We start from the raw sequence: 13,578 nt of genomic DNA, 5'->3' as shown, positions 1-13,578 counted from the left end.
CCAGCGATGAAGGCGAGAAGCGGGCATTCCTCCTGTTCCTGAGTTCCCGAGCCCTGGACTGCGAGACTTCGATAGGACTTCCCAGGTCCGGGCCTCAACTGTTCGAGCTCATCAAAACAAAGGTTGCGGACTACCTGGAAACGAATGGCACAGAAGGGATACGGAGCGCTTACGCGGAACTTGCGAAACATGCCAGGTCCCAGCGTGACGCCTTCCTGAGCACCAACCGCTGGCTTTCAGGCTTCTTTGGCTCGGATGAAAGCCTGGCCGATTTCAAGACAGGGCTTTTCTATTTTTTCATGGAACATTCATCCATCTCCGATGTGGGGTCCCAGGGCAGCGCATTTTTTTCCCTTAAAAAAGAGATGGAGGACTACGCCGCGCGCATCATCAAATGGAAGGGAGTCAATCTAAAATCCGGGGACGCACCATTGAACCCGGCCCAGATAAGGGAAATAACCGCGTCAGCCTTTTTTGGCCAGATTTTTTACCACCTGGACGCGAAGGCCATGCTCGTAATAGTGCGCAATGAGACCGAATTTGAGAACAAAATCGGCGTATCCGGAGTGGGATTCACCCAGCAGACAAACCAAGCCGCCAATAGCGATCTGCGTGGCAATGTGGAGCGAGCGCGTTTGGCAAGGAATGCGGGGATAAGGATAGAACGGCAGGTGGTCGACATGGACCTGCTCAGCCGCAACGTATTCCTCAACATCATGGAAGGCGTGAAGACATTCTCATTGAAGTGCGGAATCGTAGGCATCAAACCTTCGGACGTAAGCACTCACAACCTTGAAGCTAGCGCAAAAGTGGCCTTTCACTACAACGGCAACACTGCGCAACACCCCGTTCATCCGCTTTCTATACAGCAGGTGTACGAGAACAACTTCAAGACCCTGTATGGTTCCAGGAGATTCTTCTCAGTGTGAGCGCACTTCGCCATTTGCCGAACTGAGCTCAAATAAGCTTATAAATAGCTTTTTTCCATGCTCATAAGGCGATTAGGCAACAGTATCTGATACTGACGAGGTTATACGATGGCAGAATTCATATGGAAAATCGGCGGCGAAGCCGGAATGGGCATAATGGCTTCAGGGCTCACGATGTGCAAGGCGTTCACGCGCGGGGGATTGAGCGCGGTAGGGTACCCCGAGTACCCTTCACTCGTGCGCGGAGGCGAGAACACATTCCAGATACGCGCCGGAGCCGAGGAGATTCACGCCCCGCTGAAGAAGAACCACCTAGTGGTTTGCCTGAACAAGCCAACCGCGGATTTCCACAAGGACCAGATTTACGAAAACGGGGCGATAATATACGATTCTTCTGCCACGAAGATAGACCCCGGCGAATTCGGCGCTGACAAGACGCTCCTCGACGTGCCGCTGCTCAAGCTCGCGACCGACAACGGCGGGGACGTGATAATGCGGAACACAGTGGCGCTGGGCGCGAGCATAGCGCTCATGGGCTACGACATTTCGCTTCTGGAACACGTGCTCACCGAAACTTTTGCGAAAAAAGGCCAGCAGGTTGTGGATGAGAACGTGAAAATCGCGCGAGCAGGCTACGATTACGTTGCCCACAACTGCAAATCCCAGTCCGAATCCTTCAAATTCAAGATAAAGAAAAAAAGCGATTCCAAGAAGATGGTCATCACAGGGAACGAGGCGATAGCCCTGGGCGCGGCCGCAGGCGGACTTAAAATCCTCTCGGCTTATCCGATGACCCCGTCCTCATCGATAATGCACTACCTCGCGCAGAAGGAGCTGGACTTCGACGTCTTGATAAAGCAGACTGAGGACGAGATAGCAGCAGTGCAGTACGCGGTGGGCGCGAACTACGCGGGGGTGCGCGCAGCGACCGCAACGAGCGGCGGAGGTTTTTCCCTAATGGCCGAAACGCTCGGGCTTTCCGCGCTTTCCGAAACGCCGGTCACGATATTCCTCGCCCAGCGCCCTGGCCCGAGCACCTGCCTTCCCACGTGGACCGAACAGGCGGACCTGAAATTCGCGCTCAACGCGAGCCAAGGCGAATTCCTGCGGGTAATCCTGGCTCCGGGGGACATGCACGAATGCTTCCAGTGCGCCGCGAAAGCGCTCAATCTCGCGGACAAATACCAGCTTCCGGCCATACTCCTGAGCGACAAGTACCTTTCCGAGACTTTCTTTTCATGCGACAAGTTCGAAATGGGAAAAGTGAAAATCGAGCGGGGCAAAATGCTCACTGGGAACCTGAAGCCGTTGCCCCCGAATGCGCGCTACAAGCGCTACCTCATAACGAAAGACGGGATTTCACCGCGCCCCATTCCAGGGGTTGCGGGAGGCGAGCACGTGGCCGGCTCGTACGAGCATTTCGAGAACGGATACAGCGCCGAGACTTTTTCGGTGCGCGCCGCGATGGTGGACAAGCGCATGCGCAAGCTAACTTCCATACTCAAGGAGGATTTCGAAATGCCAAAGTTTTACGGGCCCGAGGATGCGGAACTCACGCTGATGTGCTGGGGCTCGCACAAGGGCATAGCGCTTGAAGCCGCGAAAATCCTCAGCTCCGAAGGGATAAAGGCAAACGTGCTCCACTTCATTTTCCTGTTCCCGCTGGACGCGAAGAACCTGAAGAAGCTTTTCAGGAAGCTGAACCGCACCGTGATGGTGGAAAACAACCGCACCGCGCAGTTTGCCGGTATATTGAAAGAGTATGTAGGATTCAAGCCGGATTTCAAACTGCTCAAATACGACGGCAGGCAGTTCTTCCCGGAGGAAATAGCTTCGGAAGTTAAGCGGCTGAAAGACAAGGGCTGGAAGGGCAAGAAGGAAATCCACGTGATAGACGACCTGTCCTACGATTACCTGCAGGCAGGAAAAGTTGAAAGGTGATGATGATGAGCAGCGTGCTTGAACTTACTACCAAAGAGAAGCCCCAGTGGTGCCCTGGTTGCGGAAATTTCGGCCTGCACATGGCGCTCAAGAATGCGCTGAGCGAGCTTGGGATTCCAAGGGAAAAGACCGTTCTAGTTTCCGGGGTAGGATGCTCTGGAAAGGCGAGCCATTACATAAACACGTACGGGTTTGAATCCCTGCACGGCCGCAGCGTCACGGTCGCGTCCGGAGTGAAGCTCGCGAACCACGAGCTCACAGTAATAGCTGAAGGAGGGGACGGCGACGGCTACGGAATAGGCTCCGCGCATTTCCTCCATTCCTTCAGGAGGAACATAGACATGACGTACATAGTGCACGACAATTCCATTTACGGGCTAACAACCGGGCAGGCATCCCCCACGAGCCAGAAAGGGATGAAGACCAAGTCCACTCCGCACGGAAACCTTGAGATGGCGTTCAACCCGCTCGCTGTCGCTATAGCCGCAGGCGGAACGTTCGTCGCGCGCGCATTCGCGGGCGACATGGCGCACATGAAAGAGATTTTCAAGCAGGCGCTCCAGCACAAGGGCTTCGCTTTAGTGGATGTTCTCCAGCCCTGCGTGACCTTCAACAAGCTCAACACTTTCGCATGGTGGCAGCAGCGCGTGTACAAATTAGAAAGTGCTGGGCACGACCCGAAAAACAAAGCTGCAGCGATGGAAAAAGCGTTCGAGGAAATGTCATCCGGATACGCGAAAATTCCCACTGGAATTTTCTACAAAGAGGAGCGCCCCACATATGTGGAAGAAGCGCCCCAGCTCGCCAGCGGGCCGCTGATTGGGCACGCAGTGAAAAGCGCTGAAATAGAAAAAGCGTTCGAGGAATTTATGTAATAAATTCCGAAATAGGTCGCCGAGCCGTCCTTCCTGCTTTTTACCCGCTATTTTTCCTCAAATGATAAGTCCATTCTCCGGAAAAGTCCCGGGCCTTGAACGTACCCAGCACTCTGAAGAATTTCGTATATGTGCCCAGCTCGGGTTCATTCATCCAGTATCCTGGCATGCGGCCGTTTCCCCCCATCACTATCGCTTCCCCCGCGTTCTTGAGTATGAACATTATGTTCTCCAGCGCTTCCTTCTCCACAAGTTCGGTTCCGTGATAAGAAACCACTAAGTCGAACATGCCCCTGTTGAACAAAGAGGAAAGCTCGTGAGGCGCCAATTTGACTGTTTTATTCCTTATTGCCGGTTCATCGATGAGCGCAGGGTTGAAAGCCGTGGCGTGAAACTCAACATTGAACTTTTTCAGGAAATCCACCCACTGCGCCCCTGATCCGACCCCCACATCCAGGATGCGCAATGGATCCGCAGAATTCTTGCACATGAATTCCAGGTACTGAGTGAAACCCATGATTCCTGGAACCCCGCGCCCCCGGAATTCGAGGCCTGCGCCGTACTGTTCGAGGCTCCTCCTCCAGAGTTTAGGCTGCACATGCCCTTTCTCTTCCTGTTCCCTCAGCGTTTGCAGCAGCCGCATTTCAGACGGCTTGGCATGGTGGTTTCCGAAAATACGCCCTATCACTTTTGAATCCTGCTGGAGATGTGCAGTATCCTTCTTTGGTTCCTTCAAAGTTGCAATGAACATGCATATTGCCCGCCCGGCCTCCCAATGCCGGTTATAGAAAATATATCTATGTAAGTTTTAAAACCTATATCTTCCCGAGCTTCTCCTCAATCTTGCTTATGTCCATTTTAGTTATTATGAGCGGAATCCGCTCCCGTTCGGAAATCTTGAGCGCAAGCTTGTCCACATTCTCAAGCCCATGCAAAACCACCACGCTGGGCTTGGAAGGCGACACTCTAATCACCACCATCGGGCTCCTCCCCGTGCTCACACCGGTGAATATGAACGCACGCTCCGAAACGTTCCCGTACATGCGCGGAAAATACGAAAAAGGCATTTCCAATATGACTTTCAGGGAATCAATCAGCGTGTACCCGTATATCTGCCTGTTCTCCGCCAAATCCTGGTTGGTGATTATCTTCCCCTCAATGAGCGACGCGAAGTCCTTTATGTTCATCCCGCGCGCGAACTCGTGAATCTTGAAATAGTCCTCAAGGTTCTTCTCGCCTTCCAGGAGCTTCTGGCTTATCAGCCCCCCCTTCTGCCGGTCTATGTCGAAAAGCGCGTTCACGAACCGCTTTATCACCGCGGTTCCAGGGCTCTTCCTCCTGTTCCCCTCGTAATCGCTTATGGTGGAAACGCTTATGCCCAGGTGGCGCGAGAGCTCCACTTGGGATATGCTGAATATCTCCCGCCACTTCTTCATCGTAGGCCCGACCTGGTCCGAAAGCGAGAGTTCCCCGGCTATTTCCATCTTTATCTTTTCCATCCTGCAAAACCCCTAATAGAACCTCTTCGAGCTCACGAGCGCGAGCGCAGCCCGCTTCCCCCTGGCAGCTGCCTCGTATACCGCCTCCCCGCAGCTTCCGTTCTCCGCAAGGAGCGCCTTTTCATCAGCCGAGCGTTTGTCAGCCACCTCTATGATTCTCGCAAGGTGCGCTTTAATCTCTTTCGCCCTGCCGCTTTCGAGCGCCATCGCCCTTTTCACCACGAGCTTGGAAAAAAATTCCTCCACTTTGACTATGTCCGAGCCCCTCGTTACTTCTGTTTCCTCCTCCAGCAGGTCCAGCGCGTCCTCCTCCCCATAGCTCATCACGAAGACCTTCGCGTTCTGCGACCTTAGCGAGGCCCAGAATTCCGGCCCCTCCCATTTTGCCCCCCTGATCGCGGCAGCCTTCATCGCCCAGAGCAGCGCGCCGAACGTCATGTACGTTTTCCCGCCGCGCGTGGAAAAATCCTTCTTCTCGAGCGCAAGCGGCCCGCCCTTCTTCGTTCCCATCCCTATATCGCGCAGCATCTTCACCACGCTTCCAGAAAGCGCGAACCTCCTGTTCGCCATGTTTTCCATGCCATCAAAATATTTCGCGAGCGCCAGCATCCTCCCCCCGAGCGGCGAGAACCTGAGCGTGAGCAGCGAAAGGTCCGAAACGCACCTGAGCAGGAAGAGCGATTCCTGCATGTTGCCCCTGTTCCTTTCCACCCCAGCTTTCACGAGCGCGTAAGGAACGTTGAAGTAAAACTCAGGAGCGCGCACGGTGCGTTCCCTTATCCGCGCTACTTGCCCTTTGGAGAGGAGGTACGCGAATGCGAGGAACTGCCCGAAGCCAGGCTCGGCCAGGGAATTGTGCAGTTCGGAAGCGCTCCCCATTAGGTTCCCTATGCCGAATTCCTCTGAAATCCATCCGTATTCGCCTTTGCGCGTTGCCGCGTACAGGGCGCTCGAATACGAAGGGCTGAACTCCCTCCCGCCGTATATGCCCGTTCCGAGCGCGTACGCCGCCAAGAATTCATCCTCTTTCACGGGCCAGGTGTTTTCAGTGTAAGGGACCGCGAAGGCCTTTTTCCAGCCCTTTCCAAACTTCATGTAAACTTTTACATCTTCCCCGTCAGAATGCACCGCGAATGCGCGCTCAATCTCGCGTTCGTGCTTCGCCTTCGCAGGAAGCGAGTCCAGCACCGAGTCCGTGTTTTTCCCTGATGCAAGAGCATCGAGCCATTCATCATGCCCGTTCCGGTTCTTCATCCCGAACCTCAGCGCGCTTCCATTCTTTTCCGAGTCTTCGGAATAATCCCCGAGCGCCTTTCCGAGTCCGTGCATCACGCACCCGAACGCGAAAGCCCCTTTCGACGTGGAGGGAAAATCCGAGAGCATGAGTTCCCTGTAGGATGAATCGTCCTCGCTTTCCACGAATCCGGAAAAATTGTCCTCGTGGGGCACAGCGGCGGCGCAAGGCGCCGCGTCTGGAATCGGGAGCCCGAGCTCCTGCTCCCTGAAGCCCATCCTCTTCACGGTTTTGAGGCACCTGAGCGCCATGTCGAAATCCATCACTTCACCATCTTCGCAATGAAAGCGGCAGAGAACAGGCCGAGGTTCACGCCCCCGAAGTCCCCGAACCTGGAAACGATTTTCCTGGCCCCGTTGAGGAACTCCATCCTCTTCCTGACCGGACTAAGGCCGAGCCCGCGCGCCAGCTCCCCCACCTTCCCGAGCGCGTCCGAGAGCATCCCGAGCACGGATTTGCTCCACATCCCGTTCCTCACCAGCTCCGGCGCGAGCACAGAGAGGAAGAAATACTGCGCGGCCAGGTCCATCTTATGCATCTCGGCGAAAAGCGCGCCTTCCTTTCCCTCTCCAATCCGTTCCATCGCCCGCGTGAACCCTGCATCGCCTAAAATGCGCCTGTAAAGAATGAGCACCGCAACCATCTCGTTTTTCGCGGCTATTCCGAAAAGCTTCTCGTACTCGCTCTTCTCAATCCCGTACAAGTCCCGCGCCGCGAGTGAGGACGCGTCCTGCTTCGCAATCAGCTCGTAAACCCGCTCCACTGCTTCAGGGCTCGCGTTGCTTCCGAGCGCCTCCTCCACCTCGGATTTCTTCGCGCCCTTCACTGCCAGTGCAGCCAGCCTCGCGAGCTCCTCCTCCCCGAGCCTTTCCACCCTGGCTTCCAGGTATTCGATGTTTTCCCTGCTTTTCCTTACATCTCGTTGGAGCTCCCTGAGCCCCGCAACCCTCTCTTCGGGCTCCCCAGACCCGCAGTAAGCGAAAAAAGCCGCGCTCTCGCCCCTCCTTATCCCGAGGCCGGATTTCCCGAGCGCCGCGAGCTTCATCTCCTTCTCGAGCATCTGGAATATGCGCCTCTCCTCTGGATTCCTGAGCATGGCGGTCACTCGCGCATCGAACCTGTCAACGTCCTTTCCGCTCTTGGGCTCGAGAATCGCATCCCGCATGGTTTCCCATAGGCTTGAAAGCGCCTTGTAATCCTCGTCCTCGCTCCGCTTTATCCCGCCCCCAAGGAAACCTTCCTTCTCCTTGCCTTCGCTCTTCGCGTAGACCATGCGTTAGGAATCAACGGTTAGGTTTATAATTTTAAAAGAAGTTTAAGCCGCATGGCAAAGGAGCGCGAATTCTTCCGCAAGGACCGGGTGTCGACCGGCATAGACGAATTGGACGTGGTGCTCGAGGGCGGCTACCAGAACCCGGGCACCGCGATGGTGGTCGGGCCGGCAGGGCAGGAGAAGCTCGCATTCGCGTTCCACTTCGCGTTCGCAGGATCAAACGAGGGCGAAAAGATAGCCTACGTTTCCATGGACATGAGCCCCGAGGAAGTGGAATCCAAATCCAACTCCCTCGGCATGAACCTCAAGAAACACACCGGCAAGGAGCTCGTTTTCATAGACGCGTATTCCCAGACCGTGGGCGCGAAGGAAACCGGAAGGAGCGACATAATGATTCCAGGGCCTGCCGCGCTCAACGACCTCTCGCTCGCGCTCAACGACGTGATAGGCCAGAGCGAGGGGAAGAAGCTGCGCGTCATTTTCCATTCACTCTCAACGCTCAGCCTCTATTCCCAGCCAGACACCGTGATAAAATTCCTGCAGGTGATACAGGGCAGGCTGAAGGGCGCGAACGCGACCAGCCTGTGGCTCGTTGATGAAGGGATGCACGACAAGAAGTTCATAACCAGCCTGGAAAGCCTGTGCGACCAGGTCCTTTATTTCTCCCAGAAAGCCGGCGCGCACGAGCTCACTGTGCCCAACAGCCCGATGGCGCTCCCGATAAGGCTCGGCCCGGCCGGCCTCGAGGTCCTTTAGGTTGATTCCATGGAAGATTTCAAGCACATAGTTGACGAGATGAGGGGGAAAGGCATAGAGACCGCGCTGGTGAAGCGCGACGGCGGGCTGGTTTACTCGACTTTCGGCATGGACGACCCGGCGCCATTCATTTCCCAGTACCTGGCTAACAACTCCCAGCTCCTTATGGAACAGCTCGGGGACAGGGCCAAGGAAATTGAAATCTCGTTCAAGGACAAGGCGCTCCTGCTCATTCCGGTGGGGAGTTACGTGCTCCTCGGGCTCCTGAAAGGCAAGGAGGACCGGGAAACTCTCAGGGGATACGTGCAGTCCATACGCTCCATGCTCTGATTGCGCCGGATTTGCAGCAAAAGTCTGATAAAATGGACAGCGAAAAAATACTCTCCGCCCTTTCCAGGGCCGGATTCTACGCTGACGCGCGCATATCCTCAGGCTTCACCTCCGGCCTTTCGCTCGAGGACGGGAAGCTCACCGGCGTTGAAGGGGAGATAACTGGCATGGGCGTGCGCGCCCTGGTAAACGGAAGCTTCGGCTATGCGTGGAGCTCATCGCTTCATGATTTTCCGGCCCTGCTCAAAAGGGCGGAGCGCCTCGCGAGGCTCAACAAAGGCAAATCCAAGCTCTGCGAACCCAAAACAATTCGCGCTTCAGCAGGCAAAATTTACCAAATTCCGCAAACCGAGGAGCGGATTGCGCTCCTCAGGGAAGCGAGGAAATTCTCGCTTTCCAAAAAAGCCAGGAATTCCACCCTGCTCCTGCGCGACCTGAGCGTGGAAAAAACGTTCCTCAGCAGTGAGGGTTCCTTCATCTCCGAGAAGCAGAGCTACTCGTATTTCTCTTCGGTTTCAGTAGCGAAGGACGGAATCCAGGCGCAGCGTGGAATGGACCGGCTCTCCTCGCGGAAAGGATACTCTGATTTCGATTTATGCAAAACCGCCCGGAACGCGCTGGAAAGCGCCGAGCGCCTGCTCAACTCCGGGCCATCTCCGAAAGGCCGCTTTCCTGTGATAATGGACCCCGAGATGACCGGGGTTTTTTCGCACGAGGCGCTGGGGCACGCGAGCGAGGGCGACAGCATAGTAGAACGAGAATCCCTACTGCGCGGCAAGATTGGAAAAAAGATTGCACACGAATCAGTAAGCATAACCGATGACCCCACGTTCGATTCCTTCGGCCAGTATTTTTACGATGATGAAGGCGTTCGGGCGCAGCCGGTCCCGATAATAGAAAAGGGCGTGCTGAAAAACTACTTGCATTCGCGCGGAAGCGCGTTTTCCCTGAAAACAGCTAGCAACGGCCACGCCCGCGCAGAAAGCCCTGCGTTCCCGCCTGTAGTGCGCATGAGCAACACCCTATTCCAGAAAGGGAGCGCAAATGAATCCGAAGTTTTTGACGTGAAGCAAGGAATTTACGTCATAGGGATGAAGGGCGGGAGCGTGGACATTTTCTCAGGGAACTTCATGTTCGCGGCAAAGGAAGCGTACCTAGTCAAGAACGGCTCAAAGGAGAAAATCCTGCGCGATGTCACAGTGAGCGGCCACATACTTGAGACGCTCGGGAAAGTGGAGCGCGTAGGGAAGGATTTCGGGACCAGCCCGGGCTTCTGCGGGAAGATGGCCCAGAGCGTTCCTGTTTCCGACGGAGGCCCGCACGTGCGCGTTTCGGAGATGAAAATCGGCTAATCAGTACTTTACCTTGTAAAGAGCCGCGTATTTCTGCCCGTTTTCCTCGTAACTCCACACTTCCTCCAAATATTGGTCAAGCCCGTCGTTCCACGGTCCGTTCCCTGAAAAATCGTAGTTCTCGTACGAAACCTGCAGTATGTCGTATTTCCTTATGTCCGAACTCCTCCCGGACGGGTCGAGCCAGAATTTCATCTCCCTGTACTTGACTCCGTTCTCGTCCAACATTTTCCTGTTCGCGTCCGTGTTCATCGTTATAAGCGGGTCGTACCAATCCACCGGCTTTCCGCTGCTATCAAAAATAAATTCCGAGTTGTACCAGTAGGCGTGCCAGAACACGTACTTAACCTCGTAGCTTTTCATCAGCGCGACGCTCATGCTCGCGTTCTTTCCGTAAAGCATGACAGCCGCGTCGCGGTCCCTTCCAGGCATGTCCAGGTACTGATTGTTCTGGTGCGCCCACCTGTTCACGACCAGTTTTCTTCCGCTGAATGCGTTGAGCGCGAACGAAACTTCCTTTGTGGAAAGAAACACGTCATCGACTCCGGTGTTGTTCACTAGGTAGCTCCTGAGACCCAGATACTCCTCGGGGAACGTCTGGTTCATCCCTACCTTGATCCATTTGTCCTGCGCAGTCCTGTCTTGGAATTCCAGGAAAGCGGAGCCAGCAAGCACAAGGAGCAAGAGATAAAGCACCAGCTTCCCGCTCTTCCATCCACCGAGCACTTCCTTCGCGCACCCGAGCGAAAGCACGACGATGGAAGGGAGCAGCATCATGATCGAGAGATACTGGGGTATGAAATTCATCTTCAACAGGGGCTCGGTTATGAAATATGAAAAAGTTGCCAGGAGCGAAGCGATGAAAAGCGCCCCTTCGAATCCGTCCCACTTGATTTTCCTGAATCCGAGCAGCACGAACGCCGAAGCAATCACGAGGCCTATTTTAGATGTTATCCTTGCCCAAATGTCTGAAAAGAACCAGAGCTGCACGCCGAGCGTTCCGAAGTCCGGAAGCTCCATGTGCGTCCTGTCGTACGCGAATTTGAGGTGGTATTCAAATATCGGCTGGTACCAGTAGAGCATGAGCAGCGGCGCCGCAATCAAAGCGAATACCGCGTATTTCTTGAGCGCCCCGAATGAAGCGTATTCCTTGTTCCTGTAGATTTTGATTCCGAAAAGCAGGGCCGCTAAAATCGTCATCCCTATGAACAGCACCATGTGGCACAACGGAAGCAGGCCGTACACTATTCCAGCCATTGCGTAATCCTTCAGTTCCTCGCTTTTCCACGCCCTCCAGAAGAAGTACAGCGCTATCGGAGTCACGAAGTACATCGCAAATGCGGTATACTTGAATACCGGATCCCCCGGAGGCACATTCACTATTATGGCCCCGAGCACCGCCATGCTTTCGTCTCCGCATATCTCCCTGAGCACGAAATACCATAACGCGTATGTCGCGAACAGCAGAATCATCGAGCAAGCCAGCATCCCGTGGAACGTGTCCGTGTTGAGCAGCCAGGAGATTGCCGCGACGAAAACGCCGTAAGCCGGGAGATAGCCGGGTGTCGTCCCAACCATGGACGAGCTTTCAAGCACGCTGCCTCCGCTTCGTATGTGCTCTATCGCCCCCATCTGGTAGTACAAATCCCCTCCGTAAAGCGGGCTCGGAAGGGACTTGAGCGCGCCCACATACTGCTGCTGGAGCAGTGCGCAGAGCAGCACATAACCGATAAGGAACAGCACGGCGGGCTTTTTCACCTCGTTTTTCAATTCCTGGAGCATCCATCCACCGGGCAAATCACGAAATCCTTTTTTCGAACAGCGCCAGCAGGTTTCCCAAGCCGTCCCGCCAGGGATTGAGCTTGGCATTGCCTTCGCGCACTTCGTACTCTATCGGCGCCTCGGCGCACCTGAGGCCGCACCCATTGGCTTCTATCTTTATCTCCTGCGAGAAAGCCATCCCGTCGCTTTTCACGCGCCCGCGGATTTTCTCCCACGCGGATTTTTTCATCATCCACATCCCTGACTGGGAATCCCTGAACGGCATCCCGAAAAGCAGTTTCGCTGCGCCGCTCAGCACGGCGTTCCCAAGCATGTTGCGCCCGCTCATCGCCCCTTCCTTGATTTTAGCGAGCCTGTCCGTGCTGAGGAAATCCAGCCCCTCGGATTCCATGCGTCGTGCCATGGCAGGAATGTCCCGCACCGGATACGTCCCGTCCGCGTCGCAGGAAACTATGAAGCCCCCTTTCGCGGCGTCGAACCCTATCCTGAGCGCGAGCCCGTAGCCGCGCCTCCTCTCCACTATCACCCTCGCGCCGCCCCGCTCGGCAATCTCCCTGGTGCTGTCTGCGGAGCCGCCGTCGACCACTATTATTTCGGTTTCAAGGCCGAGCTCCCGCAACTTTCCCACGGGGATTTCGGAAATTGTGCGGCCTATCCCCTTCTCCTCGTCAAGCGCCGGTATCACTACAGTAATCTTTTCCATCCGAACCATCTGCGCAGCATAAACAGAATGTTTATTCATCCAACATAATTCTTATTATATCTGCTGTTCATGAATAGCACCTGATGCCCATGCGCTTCCTGATAACCGGCGGGGCCGGCTTCATCGGCTCCCATCTTGCGGATTACCTCCTGGCCGCCAATCATTCAGTTTCAGTGCTCGATTCGTTCGTCAGCTCCGGCCCAGGAAACCTGCCCTCTGGCGCTCCAGTGATAAAGCAAGATGTATGCTCCCAGTTGGAGCCCTCGCTTTTCCAGGATTTCGACGCTGTATTCCACCTGGCCGCGGACCCGAACGTGAAGGACAGCGCGCTCAGGGCAAAGGAAAGCTTCGTAGTCAACGTTTCAGGGACGTTCAACGTCCTGGAGGCGTGCAGGAAAGCCGACGTGCCCAAATTCGTTTTCACCTCTTCATCAGTTGTCTACGGGGAAGCCAAGATGCAGCCCACTCCAGAGGACGCGCCTACGGTCCCTGTGAGCAACTACGCGGCCAGCAAGCTCGCAGGAGAAGCCTATTGCGCCTCGTTCGCGCACACTTATGGAATGAAGTGCACTGTGCTCAGGCTGGCAAACATAATCGGGGAGCGGAGCACTCACGGCGTGATGTTCGATTTCTACAACAAGCTCAGGAAAAATCCCTATCAACTCGAGATACTCGGGGACGGAAAGCAGAACAAGTCCTACCTCCATGTTTCGGACTGCGTTTCAGGAATCGTGGCCGCATCAGAAAAGCAATCCGGGATTTTCGATGTTTACAATGTAGGGAGCGAGGAAAAGCGCACTGTTGACGAGATTGCGCGCACGCTCTGCTCCGAGCTCAACCTCAG

13 protein-coding genes are annotated in these 13,578 nt (G+C 55.2%); 7 read left to right on the top strand and 6 right to left on the bottom strand.

Features of this window, described 5'->3' with window-relative positions; translation table 11 throughout:
• The 3 genes from WC488_02290 to WC488_02280 form a co-directional block, all read left to right on the top strand.
• Positions 1-929 (top strand): hypothetical protein (locus WC488_02290; GenBank protein ID MFA5077232.1); only part of this gene is annotated, 929 nt, incomplete at its 5' end.
• Between the two features lie 108 nt (positions 930-1,037).
• Entirely contained in the window at positions 1,038-2,870 is a 1,833-nt protein-coding gene (locus tag WC488_02285; protein MFA5077231.1) for a 2-oxoacid:acceptor oxidoreductase subunit alpha, read from the top strand.
• A gap of 5 nt (positions 2,871-2,875) precedes the next feature.
• Entirely contained in the window at positions 2,876-3,745 is an 870-nt protein-coding gene (locus WC488_02280) for a thiamine pyrophosphate-dependent enzyme (GenBank protein MFA5077230.1), read from the top strand.
• Between the two features lie 40 nt (positions 3,746-3,785).
• Here the strand turns inward: WC488_02280 and WC488_02275 are convergent, their stop codons facing one another.
• From WC488_02275 to WC488_02260, 4 genes are all read right to left on the bottom strand, one after another.
• Positions 3,786-4,496 (bottom strand): hypothetical protein, encoded by a 711-nt coding sequence (locus WC488_02275; protein ID MFA5077229.1) that lies wholly within the window; start codon positions 4,494-4,496, stop codon positions 3,786-3,788.
• A 64-nt stretch (positions 4,497-4,560) separates the two neighbouring features.
• A complete protein-coding gene (locus WC488_02270; GenBank protein MFA5077228.1) occupies positions 4,561-5,244 on the bottom strand; it encodes a helix-turn-helix domain-containing protein in 684 nt (227 codons plus the stop codon).
• Positions 5,245-5,256: 12 nt separating this feature from the next.
• Positions 5,257-6,801 (bottom strand): hypothetical protein, encoded by a 1,545-nt coding sequence (locus WC488_02265; protein ID MFA5077227.1) that lies wholly within the window; start codon positions 6,799-6,801, stop codon positions 5,257-5,259.
• Entirely contained in the window at positions 6,801-7,811 is a 1,011-nt protein-coding gene (locus WC488_02260) for a hypothetical protein (protein MFA5077226.1), read from the bottom strand. The genes WC488_02265 and WC488_02260 overlap by 1 nt, the downstream gene beginning before the upstream one ends.
• 51 nt (positions 7,812-7,862) lie before the next feature.
• Here WC488_02260 and WC488_02255 point away from each other — a divergent pair, with 51 nt between their 5' ends.
• Genes WC488_02255 through WC488_02245 form a run of 3 tightly spaced genes read left to right on the top strand, consistent with a single transcriptional unit; the run spans position 7,863 to position 10,249 of the window.
• Positions 7,863-8,567, top strand: coding sequence for an RAD55 family ATPase (locus WC488_02255; protein MFA5077225.1), 705 nt, complete (start codon positions 7,863-7,865; stop codon positions 8,565-8,567).
• Positions 8,568-8,576: 9 nt separating this feature from the next.
• Positions 8,577-8,897, top strand: a complete 321-nt coding sequence (locus tag WC488_02250; GenBank protein ID MFA5077224.1) for a hypothetical protein — start codon at positions 8,577-8,579, stop codon at positions 8,895-8,897.
• Between the two features lie 32 nt (positions 8,898-8,929).
• Positions 8,930-10,249, top strand: coding sequence for a TldD/PmbA family protein (locus WC488_02245; GenBank protein ID MFA5077223.1), 1,320 nt, complete (start codon positions 8,930-8,932; stop codon positions 10,247-10,249).
• Here WC488_02245 and WC488_02240 read toward each other — a convergent pair whose 3' ends face one another.
• Both WC488_02240 and WC488_02235 read right to left on the bottom strand, forming a co-directional pair.
• Positions 10,250-12,031, bottom strand: a complete 1,782-nt coding sequence (locus WC488_02240; protein ID MFA5077222.1) for a glycosyltransferase family 39 protein — start codon at positions 12,029-12,031, stop codon at positions 10,250-10,252.
• Positions 12,032-12,047: 16 nt separating this feature from the next.
• The gene (locus WC488_02235; protein MFA5077221.1) at positions 12,048-12,734 is read right to left on the bottom strand and encodes a glycosyltransferase family 2 protein; all 687 of its coding nucleotides are present in this window, start codon (positions 12,732-12,734) and stop codon (positions 12,048-12,050) included.
• A gap of 83 nt (positions 12,735-12,817) precedes the next feature.
• Between WC488_02235 and WC488_02230 the strand changes: the two genes are divergently transcribed.
• The coding region (locus WC488_02230) for an NAD-dependent epimerase/dehydratase family protein (GenBank protein ID MFA5077220.1) at positions 12,818-13,578 on the top strand (761 nt) is incomplete at its 3' end.

This window comes from Candidatus Micrarchaeia archaeon, from assembly GCA_041650355.1.
Classification (GTDB): Archaea; Micrarchaeota; Micrarchaeia; order Anstonellales; family Bilamarchaeaceae; genus JAHJBR01.
The sequence above is the reverse complement of the archived record's forward strand: the minus strand, read 5'-3'. Positions and strand labels throughout refer to the sequence as shown.